This window comes from Allomuricauda sp. F6463D (assembly GCF_023015965.1).
Classification (GTDB): Bacteria; Bacteroidota; Bacteroidia; order Flavobacteriales; family Flavobacteriaceae; genus Flagellimonas.
In genome coordinates this window covers 894,632-913,081 of record NZ_JALKAN010000001.1, presented here as the reverse complement: position 1 = coordinate 913,081, position 18,450 = coordinate 894,632, and the positions used below count along the sequence as shown (strand labels likewise).

At 38.5% G+C, this 18,450-nt stretch carries 16 protein-coding genes and 1 other RNA gene; 6 read left to right on the top strand and 11 right to left on the bottom strand.

Annotation, left to right across the window (positions count from 1 at the left end; genetic code table 11):
* Positions 1-52: 52 nt before the first annotated feature.
* Entirely contained in the window at positions 53-1,498 is a 1,446-nt protein-coding gene (locus tag MWU56_RS03945; protein WP_247042458.1) for a PorP/SprF family type IX secretion system membrane protein, read from the top strand.
* Positions 1,499-1,638: 140 nt separating this feature from the next.
* On the opposite strand, the gene MWU56_RS03940 is transcribed toward MWU56_RS03945, so the two are convergent.
* The gene (locus tag MWU56_RS03940; protein ID WP_247042451.1) at positions 1,639-2,235 is read right to left on the bottom strand and encodes a TetR/AcrR family transcriptional regulator; all 597 of its coding nucleotides are present in this window, start codon (positions 2,233-2,235) and stop codon (positions 1,639-1,641) included.
* Positions 2,236-2,357: 122 nt separating this feature from the next.
* On the bottom strand, positions 2,358-4,958 hold the full coding sequence (clpB, locus tag MWU56_RS03935) for an ATP-dependent chaperone ClpB (RefSeq protein WP_247042450.1): 2,601 nt from the start codon (positions 4,956-4,958) through the stop codon (positions 2,358-2,360).
* A 142-nt stretch (positions 4,959-5,100) separates the two neighbouring features.
* On the opposite strand from clpB, the gene ytxJ reads away from it, so the two are divergent.
* Positions 5,101-5,490: a bacillithiol system redox-active protein YtxJ gene (gene ytxJ, locus MWU56_RS03930; RefSeq protein ID WP_247042449.1), complete on the top strand. Its 390-nt coding sequence runs from the start codon at positions 5,101-5,103 to the stop codon at positions 5,488-5,490.
* A 94-nt stretch (positions 5,491-5,584) separates the two neighbouring features.
* On the opposite strand, the gene MWU56_RS03925 is transcribed toward ytxJ, so the two are convergent.
* Positions 5,585-6,769, bottom strand: coding sequence for a hypothetical protein (locus MWU56_RS03925; RefSeq protein WP_247042446.1), 1,185 nt, complete (start codon positions 6,767-6,769; stop codon positions 5,585-5,587).
* A gap of 250 nt (positions 6,770-7,019) precedes the next feature.
* On the opposite strand from MWU56_RS03925, the gene glyA reads away from it, so the two are divergent.
* Positions 7,020-8,294: a serine hydroxymethyltransferase gene (gene glyA, locus MWU56_RS03920; RefSeq protein ID WP_247042444.1), complete on the top strand. Its 1,275-nt coding sequence runs from the start codon at positions 7,020-7,022 to the stop codon at positions 8,292-8,294.
* Positions 8,295-8,311: 17 nt separating this feature from the next.
* On the opposite strand, the gene MWU56_RS03915 is transcribed toward glyA, so the two are convergent.
* From MWU56_RS03915 to MWU56_RS03885, 7 genes are all read right to left on the bottom strand, one after another.
* Entirely contained in the window at positions 8,312-8,974 is a 663-nt protein-coding gene (locus MWU56_RS03915) for a hypothetical protein (RefSeq protein WP_247042443.1), read from the bottom strand.
* A 180-nt stretch (positions 8,975-9,154) separates the two neighbouring features.
* Entirely contained in the window at positions 9,155-9,823 is a 669-nt protein-coding gene (locus MWU56_RS03910) for a histidine kinase (RefSeq protein WP_247042442.1), read from the bottom strand.
* 29 nt (positions 9,824-9,852) lie between these two features.
* Positions 9,853-11,937 carry a sensor histidine kinase gene (locus tag MWU56_RS03905; protein ID WP_247042441.1) on the bottom strand — a complete coding sequence of 695 codons (2,085 nt, stop codon included), beginning with the start codon at positions 11,935-11,937 and terminating at the stop codon, positions 9,853-9,855.
* Positions 11,938-12,263: 326 nt separating this feature from the next.
* Positions 12,264-12,440, bottom strand: a complete 177-nt coding sequence (locus tag MWU56_RS03900; protein ID WP_247042440.1) for a hypothetical protein — start codon at positions 12,438-12,440, stop codon at positions 12,264-12,266.
* Between the two features lie 139 nt (positions 12,441-12,579).
* The gene (locus tag MWU56_RS03895) at positions 12,580-13,314 is read right to left on the bottom strand and encodes a LytR/AlgR family response regulator transcription factor (RefSeq protein WP_247042439.1); all 735 of its coding nucleotides are present in this window, start codon (positions 13,312-13,314) and stop codon (positions 12,580-12,582) included.
* Positions 13,315-13,734: 420 nt separating this feature from the next.
* Positions 13,735-14,124, bottom strand: a complete 390-nt coding sequence (locus tag MWU56_RS03890; protein ID WP_247042438.1) for an acyl-CoA thioesterase — start codon at positions 14,122-14,124, stop codon at positions 13,735-13,737.
* A complete protein-coding gene (locus MWU56_RS03885; RefSeq protein ID WP_247042436.1) occupies positions 14,124-15,188 on the bottom strand; it encodes a glutaminyl-peptide cyclotransferase in 1,065 nt (354 codons plus the stop codon). The genes MWU56_RS03890 and MWU56_RS03885 overlap by 1 nt, the downstream gene beginning before the upstream one ends.
* A gap of 77 nt (positions 15,189-15,265) precedes the next feature.
* Between MWU56_RS03885 and ffs the strand changes: the two genes are divergently transcribed.
* The 3 genes from ffs to fsa all read left to right on the top strand — a co-directional run bounded on the left by ffs (position 15,266) and on the right by fsa (position 16,893).
* Positions 15,266-15,364: signal recognition particle sRNA small type (gene ffs / locus MWU56_RS03880), an RNA gene on the top strand.
* A 24-nt stretch (positions 15,365-15,388) separates the two neighbouring features.
* A complete protein-coding gene (locus MWU56_RS03875; RefSeq protein ID WP_247042435.1) occupies positions 15,389-16,198 on the top strand; it encodes an SDR family oxidoreductase in 810 nt (269 codons plus the stop codon).
* Between the two features lie 38 nt (positions 16,199-16,236).
* Positions 16,237-16,893, top strand: coding sequence for a fructose-6-phosphate aldolase (gene fsa / locus MWU56_RS03870; RefSeq protein WP_247042434.1), 657 nt, complete (start codon positions 16,237-16,239; stop codon positions 16,891-16,893).
* A 57-nt stretch (positions 16,894-16,950) separates the two neighbouring features.
* Here fsa and MWU56_RS03865 read toward each other — a convergent pair whose 3' ends face one another.
* Positions 16,951-18,339, bottom strand: coding sequence for a TlpA family protein disulfide reductase (locus MWU56_RS03865; RefSeq protein WP_247042433.1), 1,389 nt, complete (start codon positions 18,337-18,339; stop codon positions 16,951-16,953).
* Positions 18,340-18,450 lie beyond the last annotated feature (111 nt).

Sequence of the window (18,450 nt, the reverse complement as noted above, 5' to 3'; positions counted from 1 at the left end):
TTGTATTTTTGTTTTTCAGTTTAAAAGTAACGTTTAATTTTTATTTTCTCGTATGTGCAAATTATGGGTTTGTTTATTTACCGTGATAATATGCACGGTTAGTTGGGGGCAAAAACCTGATTTGCCATCTGACCTTAGACAACATTCACTGACACAATTTAACGCAAGTTTGTTGAACCCGACTTATGCGTTGGACTGGAACAACCCCAATTCGCTTTCTGTTTGGACCCGTTGGCAGTGGCAATCCATTGATGGTGACCCAACATCGCTTTTTGTTAATTATACACATCAATTAAATACAGCTTCGGTAGCATCTTTGGGTTTTTTGCAGCATAATACAGGAATATTTTTATATACGGGTGCCAATCTAAATTTTGCACAAACTTTTGAATTGGATGAAGGCATTCGTTTAATGGCGGGATTGAATGCATTTGCTTTTCAACAAACTGTCGCCGACGAGCGATATGTTTCAGGAGATGAACCAGACCCAGTTACATTGGAAGATTTGGAAGGGTTTAAAGTGCAATTTACCCCTGGATTACGTTTAATGATCAATCAATTTAGTGTGGGACTTGCTTTGGAGAATGCCGTAGGTTTTAATGTTTCGGGTAACAACGGAGATAGTTTGAAGAGTTTTCAAAGTGTTACGGGAACGCTGAGCAATGATTTCCCTATACTATTGTCCGAAGGCTTGGGCGATAGCTATGTACGCCCTGTAATTTACGTTAAATCAGTTCCCAATGGTGACACCCAATTTGGGTTGAATGGTTTGTTCTCGACATCAAAATTTTGGGTGCAAGGAGGATACAATAGTTTTTATGGACCTTCTGGAGGATTGGGTGTTACTATTTCGAATGCATTTTCTGTTGGGGGACTTATGGAATTTGGCACGGATAGTTCTTTGAGTGATGAAGATGCTACTTTCGAAATTATTGCTTCTTATCATTTTGGAAAAACAAAAGTCAAGGAAAAGGAAATTTTGCCCGAAGAGCCAGAAAAGGGGTTGGTGAAAAATGAAATGGTAAATGAAAACCCTGACAACATTGAAGAGAAAATCGAGCAACAACGCATGGAGCGGGAGCAAAGGGAACTTGAGAAAAGGAAACAGTTGGAACAAGACTCTCTAGCGCAAATACAATTTGATAAAAGGCAATTAGAGCTGCAACGTAAACGCGACAGCATCGACAGGGTTCTCAACCAAAACGTGAAGTTACGCCCCAATGAGAAATATGAAGAGGTTGAAAGCGAAGATGGGTTACAACCTGGCTTTTATCTGATTGCCAATGTCTACGGCACAAAAAAATACTTCGAAAACTTTATGGGAACGCTGAAGGAGATGGGACTAGAGCCAAAATCTTTTTACAGAAGTTCGAATAAATATAATTATGTGTATTTGGAGCGTTACAACACCATGGATGAGGCCAGAAAGGCCCGGGACAGTAAGTTTTTTGGTAAATATGTTTATAAAACTTGGATCTTTAGGGTGAAAGGGGAGTGATATCTCATTTATTTTAAGATGTTATTTCGAACGTCCCGATGACATTGGACTAAGAAATATGTTTGCAAATTCTAAAAAATGAGATTCCTCGTCGCTACGCTCTGTCGGAATGACGGGTTTATCCCAAAAAGAATACTATGTTATTTTTTTAACTCTTGCTTTACCAAATATTCCAAATAGGTAGTGGTATTTACCAAATATTTTCTGTCTTGCGTCATGGTGCTCATGGCAATGGCTCCTTGAATCATAGTGAACAATTGTTTCGCAAATTGTAAGGGCGGAACGGGAAGATGGATTTCGTTTTGCTTAGCACCATTTTCTAGGACAAGGGCTATCTTGCCTTCAATTTCTTTAATGGTTTCTTTTACCGCTGCGGCCAAAAGCTTATTGTTGGCATATGCATCCACACCAACATTTAATATTGGACATCCGCCCAAGGGTAGGGAAAAAATATCGTACTGTTTGTAGAAGTTCAAAATTGAAAACAGCTTATCGAACACGTTTGCACCCATCTCCAGTTTATCGTCAATGGTTTTTAGCAATTGGTTTCGGTTGTATTCAAATGCGGAAAGTGCAAGAGCTTCTTTATTCTCAAAATTCCCATAAATGGCTCCTTTGGTAAGACCCGTGGCTTCCGTTAGGTCGCTCATACTTGTTCCAACATACCCATGCTTGTTAAAAATAGGGGCGACGGTCTCAATGATATAGGCTGTAGTCTTTTCCGCTTTCTTGGTCATTCTGGTAAAAGGTTGGTATTGAAGGAATCTAAGATATAAAAAATTAGATACTGTATGGTATTTTCCAAAATAAAAGCCCTTACTTTAACATAGTAAGGGCTTGTTTAGTAGGTGATTTGATATTAATTCACCAATTCATTCTGATTTCTGAAAACTAATTGTTCATCAAAGGAATCCAAGAGTATAATGCTATCGGAAGTTATTTTTCCTGAGAGCAACTCTTTGGATAAATTGTTCAACACCTCTTTTTGAATCAATCGTTTTACAGGTCTGGCACCATATTGCGGGTCATATCCTTTTGCGGCCAAATAGGTTATAGCCTCTTTGGTGGCATCCAAGGTTATGTTCTGCTTGGCCAGCATTTTCTTCAAGTTGTCCAATTGAAGCCCTACGATGTCTTTAATGTCCGATTTGCTCAATGGAGTGAACATGATGATATCATCTATTCGGTTCAAAAACTCAGGTCTAATGGTTTTACGAAGCAGTCCCAAAACTTCTACACGGGCCGCTTCGGAAGCGCTATCGACATCTACGGCATTTTCGAATTTCTCCTGGATAATGTGACTGCCCATATTACTTGTCATAATAATAATGGAGTTTTTAAAATCTGCCACACGACCTTTGTTGTCCGTTAGCCTACCCTCATCCAATACTTGTAAAAGTATATTAAAGGTATCAGGGTGTGCTTTTTCAATTTCATCCAACAAGATTACTGAATATGGTTTTCTTCGTACAGCTTCGGTCAATTGTCCGCCTTCGTCGTATCCTACATACCCAGGAGGTGCACCTACCAATCGGCTTACGGAATGGCGTTCTTGGTATTCGCTCATATCTATTCTGGTGATTGCATTTTCATCATCGAATAGATAAGCGGCCAAGGTTTTTGCCAATTCTGTTTTACCCACCCCGGTAGTACCTAAGAACAAGAATGAACCTATAGGCTTCTTCTCATCTTGCAGGCCAGCCCTACTTCTTCGGATGGCATCGGAAACTGCAATTATGGCTTCATCTTGGCCCACTACACGCTTATGGAGCACGTCTTCTAGTTTCAACAATTTTTCCCGTTCGCTCTGCATCATCTTATTCACGGGGATACCGGTCCATTTGGCCACTACTTCGGCAATATCCTCGTAGGTAACTTCTTCTTTGATTAAAGTGCCTGCGGTTTGTTGCTCTGCAAGTTCGTCCTGCAATTTTTCCAGTTTCTCCTGTGCGTCTTTGATTTTACCGTACCTAAGCTCCGCAACTTTTCCATAGTCACCGTTTCTTTCGGCTCGTTCGGCTTCAACTTTGTAATTTTCAATATCCTCTTTTGTTTTTTGGATGTTGTCCACTACGGTTTTTTCACTTTCCCATTTGGCAAAGATTTCGTTACGCTCTTCTTTGACGTTGGCTAATTCCAAATTCAAGGATTTCAACTTGGTTGTGTCGTTTTCACGTTTAATGGCTTCGACTTCAATTTCCAACTGCATTATCTTTCTGTCCAGCACATCCAATTCCTCTGGTTTGGAGTTGATTTCCATTCGAAGTTTAGATGCTGCCTCATCCATAAGGTCAATCGCCTTATCAGGCAAGAACCTGTTGGTAATGTATCGTTGTGATAGTTCCACGGCCCCAATAACTGCATCATCTTTAATACGAACCTTGTGGTGCGCCTCATACTTTTCTTTAATACCTCTGAGTATAGAAATAGCACTTTCGGTATCAGGTTCGTCTACGATCACTTTTTGGAACCTTCGTTCCAAAGCTTTGTCTTTTTCAAAATATTTTTGATACTCATCCAAGGTGGTCGCCCCGATTGCCCTTAATTCACCACGGGCCAATGCAGGTTTAAGAATATTTGCGGCATCCATGGCTCCTTGTCCGCCTCCGGCACCTACCAAGGTGTGTATTTCATCAATAAACAAAACAATGTTTCCATCTGAAGAGGTTACTTCTTTGATCACGGCTTTTAAACGCTCCTCAAACTCCCCTTTATATTTGGCACCTGCGATCAGTGCGCCCATATCCAAAGAGTAAATTACCTTGTCCTTTAGGTTTTCAGGTACGTCCCCTTGAATGATTCGATGTGCAAGACCTTCGGCAATGGCTGTTTTACCTACACCTGGTTCACCCACGAGCATAGGGTTGTTCTTGGTACGCCTAGATAGAATCTGTAATACCCTACGAATTTCCTCATCCCTGCCAATTACCGGATCTAATTTTCCGCTATCGGCCATTTTGTTAAGGTTGTTGGCGTATTTATCCAATGAGTTATAGGTTTCCTCAGCACTTTGCGAAGTCACTTTACCTCCTTTTCTAAGCTCATCAATGGCTGCTTTCAAATCTTTTTCGGTTGCACCTTGATCTTTTAATATTTGTGCAATTTTGCTCTTAGATTTGAAAATGGCGAGCAATAAATGCTCAATAGATACATATTCATCTTCAAATTTTTTGGCAATGATGCTGGCTTCGTTCACTGTTTTCCCAGCTTCTCTGGAAAGCATTATATCGCCACCGGTAACCTTTGAAAAACTCTGAAGCTCCTTGTCCAATATTTGATTAAGGAGTGAAGTGTTTACGTTCAATTTTTTTAAAATGAACGGAAGTACGTTTTCATCCACCTCCGCAATGGCTTTGAACAAGTGCTCGTTCTCGATTTGTTGATGGCCTAATTCTTGGGCTAATTGTTGCGCCCTTTGAATGGCCTCCTGTGATTTTATTGTAAAATTATTAAAGTTCATAGTTGTCGTTTTTCTCTAATATGGCAACAACCTTACCATTGCGGATGCACCGTCAAAATGTCTGATAAACTCAACAAATAAAGGACATTTAGTCAGGTGTAAGCTTTTTGTTCCCTTGCGACTTATCCCATAAATTTGCACTATGGGAATATTTGACAGCGTTTTCGGAAAAAAGGAGAAATCAGTAAAAGAGAAGAAAGAGTTGCCTTGGGTCCAATTGGAATCCCAAGCGCAATTGGAAGAGATAAAAGAGAACTCAAAAAATAAGACACAAATAATATTTAAACATTCCAGCACTTGTGGTATTAGCAGAATGGTGCTGAACATGTTCACGAAATCTTATGATACCCAATTGGATATAGTGCCCCATTTTTTGACAATCCAAAGCCATAGAGCGATATCCAATGCGATAGCCGAAGAATTTGGAGTTCGTCATGAATCCCCTCAATTATTGGTCATCAAAAATAAAGAAGTAGTTTTTCACACTTCACATGGAGCCATTTCGGACACAGATTTAAAAGAGTATCTCTAACCTCACTAAAGAGACTTATACAAGTCCGAGCGTAGTCAAAATGTAAATGCATCTCAACTGCGCTCGGTGTAAAACTTAGCTCTTCGCTATATTATTAATTGAATTGATATTTGGCTACGATGTTTTTGAGACGTGTTTTCAGGTCCTCACCAGCATCGTATACCATTTGTTCGTTTGATGGGAACGGAACTTCACGTGCATTCAAGTATAGCAACAAATCATCTTCCAAAGCTCTTTTATCCCCTTGGTAATTAGCGAATATGTGTTCAAATATAAATTCGCTGGATAGGGGATAGGAGTTGATTTCCTGTCCGCTCCTAAGGTCTGTGAAACTTACTTTGGCACCAATTTGGGCACTTTTGGTCTGTGTAAATTGGAACAGTTTACAAGTAACTGTTCGCATTTTATCAATTTTTATCTTTTGGCCTAAACTATCTTTTACCACATTTCCTTCAGTGTCCAATAAATATTCCCAACCATCTTTGATTTGCCTTTCCTTAATAACTTGGGTTTCATTGACACGCTCTGGAGACACATTTATCTCCATAAAATCCAAATTCATGGCATAATCATATTGCATGTTTTGCAGTGGATTGGTGTGGTACTGTAGCCAGAAGTTATCAATTCCAAAAGCATTGAAATCCAAAAGTTCTACCTCTAAACGCTCTGGAATGATTTGTTGGGTCTGATTCGCAATTTCCACTTTAACATATTCCAGACCTTTGTTGTAGGCTTCATCCATTTTGGCGACCGTCTCCTTGTACCCTGGATTGATTTCTTGAAGATATTTTAAATCCTCATAAGCATTTCTAAAATCTGTTTTGTATTTGGCAGAGGACAATAGGTTGTTCGCACTTTGATACAAGTGCTCCGAAAGGTCATCTTTGGTGTTCAAGATCTTGTCGTCGTAGTTGACAAAATTAAATTCAGCATTACGACCTTCATCATTGATGTGCAACGGCAATAGGGGTCTAATACGTTGCTGAATTTGTTTCAATTGCAAGTATTTATTATAGATGCTCTCCAAATTTGCCGGATTGCCATCATTTTGAAGAAAAACAATGTCCTGTTGTTCCCTGGCAGCATTTTTAGCAAATGCTTCTTCCAGTAATGTAATATATTGTTGGTGCCCCTTTTTGGTCTTGTTATCGGCCAAATTGGTGATGGCTTTGTTCATGGCCGTGGCATAGTTACCTGTATTAAGGGCTTCTTGTGTTTTTTTTACACCACTACAGGCGCTAAAAACTATAATTACGGATAAGAGTAGAATTTTTTTCATACTGGTCAACTTTATTGGTTGCGTTATGGAATTCAATAGCTATGCCAAAAATCCCCAACCTATAAACGAAAAAGGACGATCGGTAGTATATTTTGGGTAAAAGACATGAAAGACCGGTAGTTCAGGGAGGAATCAACTTTTTTTAAAAATTGTTGATTGATGTTTGATAAAATTAAAGTTCAATCGTTTTTTTTAGATAAAAATCCCCTGTCAATTCGTAATTTTACGGCCTAATAAAACCAAAGGCCAAATGCAACGAGACCAAAAGATTTTTGAACTGATAGCTGAAGAGAAGAACAGACAACTTGAAGGTATTGAATTGATAGCTTCTGAAAACTTTGTTAGTCCACAAGTAATGGAGGCCGCTGGCTCCGTGCTTACCAATAAGTATGCGGAAGGATACCCCGGAAAGCGTTATTATGGTGGATGTGAAGTAGTGGATCAGGTAGAGCAGTTGGCCATTGATCGTGCCAAAGAATTGTTTGGGGCCGTTTATGCTAATGTTCAGCCGCACTCGGGCTCGCAAGCAAACGCATCGGTTTACCATGCATGCTTAAACCCAGGGGATACAATATTAGGTTTTGATCTATCACACGGAGGACACTTGACGCACGGTTCACCGGTAAATTTCTCTGGAAAACTTTATAATCCGGTTTTTTATGGAGTAGATGAGGAGACTGGAATGTTGAATTATGACAAGATCCAAGAGATTGCAGATAAGGAAAAACCAAAACTTATCATTGCTGGAGCTTCTGCGTATTCCCGTGATATGGATTTTAAACGTTTTCGTGAAATAGCGGATAGCGTAGGAGCCATATTGCTCGCCGACATTTCGCACCCCGCTGGATTAATTGCTAAAGGGGTTTTGAGCGACCCAATTCCACATTGTCATATAGTTACTACCACTACTCACAAAACATTGCGTGGACCTCGTGGCGGGCTTATATTAATGGGTGAGAACTTTGAAAACCCATTTGGTATCAAATTAAAGAACGGTAACTTAAGGAAAATGTCCGGTCTTTTGGATTTGGCGGTTTTCCCAGGAAACCAAGGTGGTCCTTTGGAGCATATTATTGCAGCCAAAGCAATTGCTTTTGGCGAGGCATTATCGGATGAGTTCTTGCATTATATGGTACAGGTTAAGAAAAACGCTGCGGCCATGGCCAAAGCCTTCATGGATAAAGATTACAAAGTAATTTCCGGTGGTACCGACAATCATATGATGTTGATCGATCTACGAAACAAGGATATTTCAGGCAAAGAAGCCGAACAAGTTTTGGTAAAGGCAGATATCACGGCCAATAAGAACATGGTTCCTTTTGATGATAAGTCACCATTTATTACTTCGGGAATCCGTTTTGGTACTTCTGCGATAACAACAAGAGGGCTCAAGGAAGAGGATATGGAAACCATTGTTGGGTTTATAGATGAAATAGTCACCGATGCTGAAAATGAACAAAAAATTGGTCAGATAAAACAAAAGGTCAACGACCTAATGAAGTCTCGACCTTTGTTCAGCGCTTAGTATCTGCTTATGTAATTTTATTCAAAAAGGAAAATACTATCCTTGTAAAATTTCTTTTTATCGAGCGCATATATTAGGGCTTCATGCTTTTCCCCTTTATCAAAATAAAGACCCCAATAATCAAAGTATCCGCAAGGAGAGGTTATTTTGGATGCATCACGGGGAATAGAAGTATCCTTAAAAACAGGAACGAAAATTTCATAGGGCATTTCGGATAATCCCTTGGTGAAATAAACAAAGTGCTTTCCTATTGCCGTAAGAATGTTGCTTGCTTGATCAGGAATACTTTTATGGGATAATCTGGTCACAATTATGGATGTATCCTTAAAGTGAAATGAAAGCTCCAAAATATCCGTAGGATAAAAACTTTTTTCGTTAAGTGTTTCCAGTGCTTTTTCCAATGATGCAGAAATGTTTGAGTGGCTTTCTTCTGCAAAATTGTAATTGCCCCAATCTCCGTTGTTAAAATGACGTAGACATTCTGTAATTCCAAAATTGTGATGGAGTTCTATCACCAAATCTGTACAGTGCTTTTCAAAATTGTGTTTGCATTGCACCTTTGCGCTGGCAAAAAAGTATTTTTCTAGGACTAAAAGAAAGTCGTCAAGGCCATCTGTGGCCTCGTAGGTTTTTGGCCCGTTATATTTGTGATTATTATTTTTTTTATTTGATGATGGCATTCGGAGTTAATTGAATTTCTTAATTCTTTCCATATAAAATTAGGATGAATCTTTTTCACGGGATTAAAGATTATCCTTAAAAATTCTATGGGTTTACCCCTGTTTGTAAGATTTTTACGATTTTTCAGTTTTAAACCTACCACAAAACTCTCGACTGGAAGCGGCTTAGACTTTTATTGCCTAAATAAATCCTCTATTTTTTGCAGCCAAGATAAGGGCCATGTCATTCTCATTTTCCGTACCGAACAGTGTTTTTAAGTGCCGTTTTCTATTTTCAATGGAGGAGGGGGAGAGCCTTATGAATTTCTCTAGATCCTTGTTCTTGGTTCCCTTTGAAAGATGAAATAGTATCTGTTTGTCCTTTTCATCAATTTCAATATCATTGGCCATCTTTTTTCTAATAGCCGCCAGTGCCTTGGAAGAATAATAAGGAGGGTCGAGCATAATGGTTTTCACTGCTTCCTCCAATGTTTTGGGGTCAATATCGGTTTTTACCAAATAACCATCTGGGTCTACAGATTTTAGAATACTGTTTATCCTAAAATTATCACTAAAAGAAGACATAAAAACGATTTTGCTTTCAGGAACAATTTTACGGGCCAAAATCCCCAAGTCTTCTCCTGTGTATGGTTGTTCCTCATTTGGAGCAAATAATTGAACATCTAAAAATAGTATGTCGTATTTAAAAGTATTTACCGAATCTTCAATTAACTTTTTGCCTGTGTGGTAGGATGTCGCGGTGTCTACAATTATATTGTGGTCATCAAACTCAATGCCCTCGAGGATAAACTTATATCCGAGCATTGTCATCTCATGGTCATCTATTGCAAGTATCCTCAGTGTTTTCATGGTAGGTTTTATTGTTGATTTTGGGGAATTTATACGTTTATTGCACTTTTTTTATCTGAAACTTCAAATTCAACATACTTGGCCGGGATGGTTATCTTAATAGTGGTCCCTTTTCCAGGTTTACTGTCTATATCCAAAATTCCTTTGATCTTTTTTACTCTTGATATAATATTTCTAAGACCAATTCCTTTCTTTTTTTTGTTGGGGTCAAATCCAATACCATTATCCGTAATGGTAAGCTTTAGGTTATCCTCCAAAGATTGAAAGGAAATGGAAGCATTTTGACTTTTCGCATGTTTCACACAATTTTTCAAGGATTCTTGAACTATCCTGTACGCGTTGATTTTGATATCCCCCAGCAAACTGTCCCAAGGTATCTTTTTGTCATATTCGAAGGTGCACGATATTCCAGACGATTTCTGTATATCTTCGATCATATCTTCCAATGACACGATAAAATTATGAAATTTTTTGTACGAAGCATGGTTAAGCTCGTGTGAAATGGTGCGTATTTCCTCTTCTAGGTCTCTTAATTTTTCAATAAGAGCTGCTCTTTGCTCAATCGACGCCTGGTCTTCTCGCTCGTTCAAACCGCTTAATATTAATCGGATGCCCAGCATTTCACCCAAAATACCGTCATGTAACTCTTCGGAAATGCGCTTTTGTTCCAATTGCTTTCCTTCTTCGAATTTACCTCGTTGGGAGAGCATTAAATTGTAGATTTCCTGATTGCTCTCCTGTTGCTTTTGCCTAAATTTTAGCTGGTTGTTGTTCACATATAGCGATACTATGATCATAAAAGCCACCCCAAATATAATGAGGAGTAAGGCGGCACCTACCCATGCTTGTTTCTCTTTGGTTAGGATTTGGTTTTCTTCAATAATATCGTCCGTTTCCATACGGATGCGGGCAAACTTGTCCCTTTTGGTCCGTTCTTCTTCTTTTATTGTTTCATTAAGTTGGTAATATTCATCTGCATGCGTATAGGCATTGGCGACATCCAGTTGTGTGAGTAACTGTAAGGCATCCAGCGAACGGCCGTTATTGTATGTCCCTCGTGCTATGGCGTAGGATTCTTTTGCCCGAGCTATAGCTTGTAAGGTATCTCCTTTAGCGGCCAAGATTTCAGCCTTGTAATAATTAAGCCTGGCCCTATCATATGCTTTGCCCGAATTTTTGTTTACTAAGAGCGCTTCGTTTAAGAGTTCATCTGCTCTTTCCACATCTTTATCAGCTTTAAGTGTGGAATACGCCAAACCACCTAACGCTTTTTCATATAGTTCAGTTTTTTTATCTATTAAACCCTTGTTATTTAGAATTGCTGTATAGGCTTGTTTTGCTTTAACAAAGTCATTGCTGTTCAGGTGTACATTGGCAATGTTGTTTTGGACTTGCCAAACAAGTTCCGTTTTGTTTTTTGCATTTGATTTATCCAAATATTCTTTCGCCTCTTCGTAGGATTCAATTGCCTTCTCATTGTTTCCCATGCCGTTTGCTAAAATCCCCAGGATATTATAGGCATTGTACAGCCTGTAATTGTCTTCCAATTCATTAAATAATTCAATGGCGGCGGTTGCACTTGCTTCTCCCCCCAAATAGTCCTTATAGGAATCTTGTACCCTTGCCATACTGTACAGCATACGACCTCGCAACGATTGTGATGTTGAATCTGTAGGTAATTGTTCAAAACTGCTCAACGCTTTTCTGTAATGGTAAAAGGCGCTGTCCAAAACGCCATTGGCCATTAAAAATGAAGCCAAATCCCAATGGGAATATCCCAAAGCTTTATTTTCACCCAATTTTGAAGCCATCTTTACAACTTCAGTATTCGAACTTCTAAACCCTGTAGAGTCTTTAAGTTGCATAAAGGCATAGGATACGCGGGATAACTGTTTCAGTTTTATTGTGTCATTGGTCAGCTTCATAGATTTTGAAACCGCATCATTTAAGTATGCTTTACGATCGGCTTCGGTTAGCTCTTTGGCTGTTCGCGCAGTACGAATAAGTTCTTGGATGGAATCTATAGTGGGGTCGGAGACCGTTTGTTCTTTTGGGATGTTTTGTGTACAGCTCCAAAAAAATAAGAAGATGAGTATGTGGGTTACGTTTCTCAAGCTGATTTTTGGCCGTTTATACATCCAAGGTAACAAAAAAGCCCCAAAGCTATCTAAGTTTTGGGGCTGTATTGTGATATAATGTTCAATTAAAGGAATAGTTCATCGTTGTTAAATTGTTCTAGTGGCATAAATAGATGCGTGTTAAAACCAGTATTTGGACGAACTTTATTCCAATTATTATTTTTCAATGTGTCTACCTCATTCCATAAAGCAGGGTTGGTCTTTTGTTGGGTATAGTCTTTCTTGGTAAAAAGACACCCGTTGCAAAGATGAACTTTGAAAAAATACTAAAAGTTGGTAGAGATGGTAAAACTCAATTTTAATTATTGATCACCATCACGACGACCATCAGGTTCAGAAATATCACCGTCTGTGGCGTTCTGGTCCATTTGTAATTGCTCGAACATAGCTTCTGTTTCCTGAACATCATTTTCAGTTTCACATGAATAAAATCCTGTTGTCAATAATGCTAGTGCCAAAATGCTGAATACTTTTTTCATAATAATAGGTTTTAGGTATAAATATTAGGTTTATACCGGCTAAAGTATGTGGCATTTGGAGCAGCAAGGTTATTTAATGTAAGGGAATAGTAAGCGTCTAGAATCTGCTAGAATTTTACTGGAATCTGCTAGAATTTTGTTAACTGAGAGCTTTTGTGGCTGTTTTGGAGAGATTTTCCTTTAATCTATCTACTTTGTCCTTATAGGTTTTGGAAAAGGGAAGTTCCTCTTCCTTTCCATAATTTAAGCTGCATATAGATTTGCCATAATTGATACGGGAAATGTATGTACTGTTAATTATATAACTCTGGTGTACACGGATAAAATCTTTGGGAAGCTTATTTTCGAAAGACTTTAGGGTTTTAAACGCACTTATCACTGTTCCGTCCTTCATAAAAAAGTCCGTAGTGTTGTTGTCCGATTTTAGATAAAGAATATTATTGGTGTCCAGATATCTATAATCCTTATATGATTTTAAACAAATTGTGGACTGAGTATCTAGTTTTGGATATAGTTTTCTTAAACGTAGAATTGTTTTTCGTACGTCAAATTCATTATGGGGCATGATCCAATAATCAAAAAAACCGCTCTTAATTGCGTTGTAGGCATATTTTTTTGATTTGGCATACCCTATTATAATGGGAAGGGTCTGCATGTACTGGTTGAGTTCCGTAACCATTTGAAAATACTCCATGCCATCTTCCCCAAGATTGACAAGTACTAGGTCTGGGTTGTATTTTAAAATAGAATTAAGGCCTGCATTTGCATTGGTATCCTCACCAGCACAAACCAAATCGTCATGCTCCTCTAAATAAAGCTGTAACTGCAGCTTTGAGGTAGCATCCGAGTCGATAATGTTATAGGTATAATCCATATGCAAAATACTGAGTGCAAGTTACTAACGTGCAAAAAAAACCCATTGCTTTTTTCCCTTAAAAAAACTGGGGGTTTCTCCTTAAAACAGGTCATTTTCCTACAATTTTTAATAAAAAATCGTTAAAATGGAATCAACTGTAATGGACTTGGATAATTCTGTTCGCTTATTTGGTGTCAGATATTCAAATAAGAGATACCATTTTATGTAGGTAAAATCAAAGGAAATAAAAAGTCAATGTGATAGTGTGCTATGGGTTCGATTTAATAAAATCATTTGATTTAGGTTTTGGTTGCTTACGATAATACAAATTTGCCATCCCATCATCAAAATTTCGATTGATGGATTGTTGAAAATTCGATGAAATACAGGCGTTTAGCGTCAAAAATGAATCAAATGAGCATTTAAATCCGAGTTTTTCTACTCAAACATGGCCTTAACGCTTTCGGGAATTCTTTTGGGGCGGTAGGTTTTAGCGTCCAACAAGCACCATTCGGTACTACTTCTTACTATTAGCTCATCGGTGCTGTTGTTGGTAATGGTCACAACTCGAGTGGAGATGGGCCCTTTGCTGTTTTTGATATAGGTGCTTATTTTGATGGTGTCGCCCAACAGCGCAGATTTATGATAGGTTATATTGTGGTTTCTCACAACCCATATCATGCTGGTTTGAATGTCTTCGGTGACTGCAGCGTTCCAATGTTTTTTGGAAATATCCTGAATCCATTCCACATACCTTATATTGTTGACATGGTTGAGGTCATCTAGGTCGTCGGGTACAACATCAAAAACTTCCGAGTAGTTTTTCATCAGTTCTTTTTCAAGATTTTTACCTCAAAGAGTTTGTCCCAATTTTTACCTGTCACAAAAAAAGTTTTTCGTTCGGGGTGAAAGGCCACACCATTTAATACGGAATTGCCTTCGTCCCATTCAGGACCTTTTTTCACTTTATTCTTAAGTCCGCCAAAGTTGATGACTCCTTCGATAGCGCCAGATGTGGCATCAATGATCATCATACTCTCTTTTTGATATACATTGGCGTAAATTTTCCCATCTACATATTCTAGTTCATTGGCACGGTTAAAAATGGATTTATTGGTAACCGTTTCAATATATCCTTGTTCTTGCAAGGTTTCTGGGTCCAAGAACCAAATTTTTTCGGTCCCATCACTTTTAAATATTTTTTCACCATCATTGCACAGCCCCCAACCTTCACGGCTTTTATCGTAGAAGAAATCTTTTATCTTTTCTAGGTTGGAAATGTCATACACGTAGCCCAGGCCGCTTTGCCACGTGAGCTGGTAGAGTTTCTCATTCATTATCGTTATTCCCTCACCGAACACAGAATTGTTCATTGGAATATTGGTGAGTACCTCGCCAGTTTCATAGTCTACCTTTCTAAGGGTTGAAAACCCTTTTTTTCCGGTGCTCTCATAAAGAGTGTCCTTATAAAACTCTAGGCCTTGGGTATAAGCACCTGGATCGTGGGGATAACTGGCAATAATTTCATAGGTATATACCTTTGGCGCAGATGCAGCAAGGAGCCTAATATTTTTTTTAATTTCCACGGCATGTTCTTCAACATTGAACTTTGCCACTAATATTTTGTTGCCTAAAGTAGGCAGGTCCAAAGTGATTTTTCCATTTTCCACAGGTAATTCCTTATCATCAATATAATAGTGTAGATCGGAAATCTCAATGTCTTTTTTATTTTTTAATGCAATCCCTACTTGTTGGTTTTGTTGCAAGGCTTTGTTTTCCAATTGAATGGAAAAATGTTTGGATGGATCTGCACTTCCTCCGCAGCCCAAAAAAAAGAGCAGTGCCCCGGTAATTGAAAAAAGTTTGCCCATTGTCCTTAATACTTGTGTCATAAATTGTTGATCGTAAAACACCGAAATTAAGAATGAATTGGGATTGTCACAAATTTAAAAGGTCGTATATTTGCAGTCGGCAAGTCCTACACGACCAGCTCCTGCAGAATCCCCCAGGGCGGGAACGCAGCAAGGGTATGTGGTCGTAGCGGTGCGATGTAGGTAGCTTGCCTTTTTTTGTACCCAAAAATCAGACGATCATGGATAAAAAAGTTGTACTGATCACCGGCGGTTCTTCAGGTATTGGTAAATCCATCGGAACATATTTATCTACAAAGGGGTGTGCGGTCTACGGCACTACAAGAAACACCAAAAACTATCCGGACTTTAATGCATTTGAATTGGTTCAATTGGATGTGAAAGATGTGGAAAGTATCCAAAAGGCAGTTTCTTACGTGATTTCTAAAGAAAAAAGACTGGATGTTTTGATCAATAATGCAGGTGTCGGAATCACCGGACCTATTGAAGAAACACCCCACGAAGAGATACTGCATGTTTTTGATACCAATTTCCATGGCCCCGTACATATGATGAAGGCTGTGTTGCCCCAAATGCGTAAACAGGGTGGCGGAACCATTATTAATGTTACCTCCATTGCTGGTTATATGGGATTGCCGTACCGTGGTTTTTATTCCGCTACAAAAGGTGCCTTGGGACTTATTACCGAAGCACTACGGATGGAAACGAAGGATTTTGGTGTTAGCATTACCAATGTGGCTCCTGGAGATTTTGCGACCAATATTGCATCCGGAAGATATCATTCCCCAGTGATAAAAGGCTCGGCCTATGAAGAAAAATATTCTAAAACACTCAAAGCTATTGATGATGACGTAGATAGTGGGGGAGATCCTATCAAAGTTGCTGAGGCGGTTTATAACATCATCAATCAGAAAAAACCAAAAGTGCACAATCCGGTGGGTGAATTTTTACAGAAGTTTTCGCTTAGGTTAAAGAAAATATTGCCGGACAAAGTGTATGAAAAACTACTGCTCAACCATTATAAATTGTAATTTTACATATATAAAATACTAATAGTAAATACTTAAGGATGAAGTTTTTTATTGATACTGCCAATTTGGACCAAATTAAGGAAGCTCAAGAACTGGGTGTGCTGGATGGTGTAACCACGAATCCATCACTAATGGCCAAAGAAGGTATTACGGGAAAAGATAATATTTTAAAACATTACATAGATATCTGTAACATTGTTGACGGTGATGTTTCTGCCGAAGTGGTGGCTACCGAGTTTGACGCAATGGTAAAAGAGGGTGAAGAACTTGCTGAACTACATGAGCAGATTGTTGTAAAGGTCCCAATGATCAGAGATGGTGTAAAAGCATTGAAATATTTTTCTGATAATGGTATCCGTACCAACTGTACATTGGTGTTTTCAGCAGGTCAGGCGCTTCTAGCGGCCAAAGCGGGAGCAACGTATGTTTCCCCTTTCTTGGGTAGATTGGACGATATTTCCACAGATGGTCTCAACCTTATCGCAGAAATCCGTTTGATTTATGACAATTATGGATTTGAAACTGAAATATTAGCGGCCTCTATTCGACACACCATGCACGTAATTGATTGTGCAAAACTGGGTTCCGATGTTATGACAGGACCTCTATCATCTATTGAAGGTCTGTTAAAGCATCCATTAACGGATATCGGCCTAGAGAAATTCTTAGCAGATTATAGAAAAGGAAATTCCTAAACGAATATCAAAATATAATTACGAAAAGGCCCTGAATGAAAATTCGGGGTTTTTTATTTATAAGGAAGTATACAAATTGGCAAATCCGTCAACAACAATACTGTCTTTTGCAATAACACACTTATTAAGCCCATCTATGATCATGGCCATTTGTAGCTCTTTAAAATTTTCACCATAGAACTGGTTGTCCGCGTCAAGTTTGTGTTCATCCATAAGTTGTTTCCATTGGGTGAAATTGGTCCTTAAGTTGATGCCTACAAAATTATAGTGGGGGTATTTTATCTCCAAAGAGGATATATGTTCTTTCACATTTTGAAAATGTCTCTTTTGTTCAGCCGTCCAAAAATAGAAAACCGTGTTTTTATTATTCTTGGCCAAATCTTTTAAAGTAACCTCGTTGTCTTCAAAGTCCTTGAGTTTAATATTTGGAAGTGTAGTATTGGGCTGCAAGTTCACAATGCCAGTGTATAGCAAATCAATTTCTCTTTGGTGTTCACTATTGCTGGAAAGCGATTTAAAGCTATCAATAAAAGCGGAGGCTTCCTCACTTGGATTGTGCTCTCTTAACAAATAATCCATGGCTACATTTCTGAACAGGATATCCCTAAGCTCAGCTTGCTCTACCAAACTATCCACGAGAGCCAATTTATGTTTGTTGAAATGTAATCGGTCGCTTACCGGTTTTTTGTCAGTTGAACATTTATCTATACAGTTCATGAAAGATAAATTGCCAAAGTGCCATTTCATAAAATCAAAATAAGGTCTAAAATAGGTTAGGTCCTTATTGTTGAGGTCTATGTTTTTTCGGTAACCGTAAAAATCATCGCCAAGCTCATGAATGATTTCCTCTCCCGTTTTCTTCTTGTGATAAAAAGGATACTTTTCCTTGGTAATATAAGTGTTGTAATCGATGGAAGCCTCTGCCATGGCCAAAGCTCTGGTAGAAAGCTGATTGCCTATAGCCAATTCTTCCAGCTGTTTAGCTTTTAAGGTATGCAGGGAATCTATTTTTTTACTAAAAGTCTCAGGTTCCAACGTATAAAAACTGGTAATAAGTGCCTCCTCATTTTCATTTTCTAGAAAAATTTCTATCAAGAAATTGTTTATGTCACTTCCTCTACCGGAATAAACCAAGGATTCATCAAACTCAACCGTATTCAAACGCGCCAAAATGCTATCTCCTTTACTGAAATATATATATTGTAGTTCTGGGGCATGGTCAAAATGATAAAGGCCCTCATCAATATTCTCAAGTAGAAAGGAAAAACGATTTTTATCGTCCAATTTCACTGAATCCACGTAGGAATCATTGTGATATAACACTACATATTCACTGGTCGGATTCACAATTTCACCTCCAAAAAACACTGAAGAGTTGTTAACTGAGGAATCAGAACAAGATAAAAGGGTAGATGCAAAGGTGAGGCCGAGTAAAAATCTTACCATATATTGAATGCGATTCAATGAGTTTCAAAAATAAGCATCCCTTAAAGCTAAACTTGTTAAGGGGTAGTTAAATGTTGTTAAACCAAGTTTTTCCCTTATTTAATTATGCAC

Bases quoted from the DNA above. Each gene is read 5' to 3' on its own strand.
- clpB (WP_247042450.1), bottom strand. From the start codon at position 4,958: ATGAACTTTAATAATTTTACAATAAAATCACAGGAGGCCATTCAAAGG.
- MWU56_RS03915 (WP_247042443.1), bottom strand. From the start codon at position 8,974: ATGCCATCATCAAATAAAAAAAATAATAATCACAAATATAACGGGCCA.
- MWU56_RS03925 (WP_247042446.1), bottom strand. From the start codon at position 6,769: ATGAAAAAAATTCTACTCTTATCCGTAATTATAGTTTTTAGCGCCTGT.
- MWU56_RS03895 (WP_247042439.1), bottom strand. From the start codon at position 13,314: ATGGATTATACCTATAACATTATCGACTCGGATGCTACCTCAAAGCTG.
- MWU56_RS03910 (WP_247042442.1), bottom strand. From the start codon at position 9,823: ATGAAAACACTGAGGATACTTGCAATAGATGACCATGAGATGACAATG.
- MWU56_RS03945 (WP_247042458.1), top strand. From the start codon at position 53: ATGTGCAAATTATGGGTTTGTTTATTTACCGTGATAATATGCACGGTT.
- MWU56_RS03875 (WP_247042435.1), top strand. From the start codon at position 15,389: ATGGATAAAAAAGTTGTACTGATCACCGGCGGTTCTTCAGGTATTGGT.
- MWU56_RS03940 (WP_247042451.1), bottom strand. From the start codon at position 2,235: ATGACCAAGAAAGCGGAAAAGACTACAGCCTATATCATTGAGACCGTC.
- MWU56_RS03885 (WP_247042436.1), bottom strand. From the start codon at position 15,188: ATGACACAAGTATTAAGGACAATGGGCAAACTTTTTTCAATTACCGGG.
- ytxJ (WP_247042449.1), top strand. From the start codon at position 5,101: ATGGGAATATTTGACAGCGTTTTCGGAAAAAAGGAGAAATCAGTAAAA.
- MWU56_RS03865 (WP_247042433.1), bottom strand. From the start codon at position 18,339: ATGGTAAGATTTTTACTCGGCCTCACCTTTGCATCTACCCTTTTATCT.
- MWU56_RS03890 (WP_247042438.1), bottom strand. From the start codon at position 14,124: ATGAAAAACTACTCGGAAGTTTTTGATGTTGTACCCGACGACCTAGAT.
- MWU56_RS03900 (WP_247042440.1), bottom strand. From the start codon at position 12,440: ATGAAAAAAGTATTCAGCATTTTGGCACTAGCATTATTGACAACAGGA.
- fsa (WP_247042434.1), top strand. From the start codon at position 16,237: ATGAAGTTTTTTATTGATACTGCCAATTTGGACCAAATTAAGGAAGCT.
- glyA (WP_247042444.1), top strand. From the start codon at position 7,020: ATGCAACGAGACCAAAAGATTTTTGAACTGATAGCTGAAGAGAAGAAC.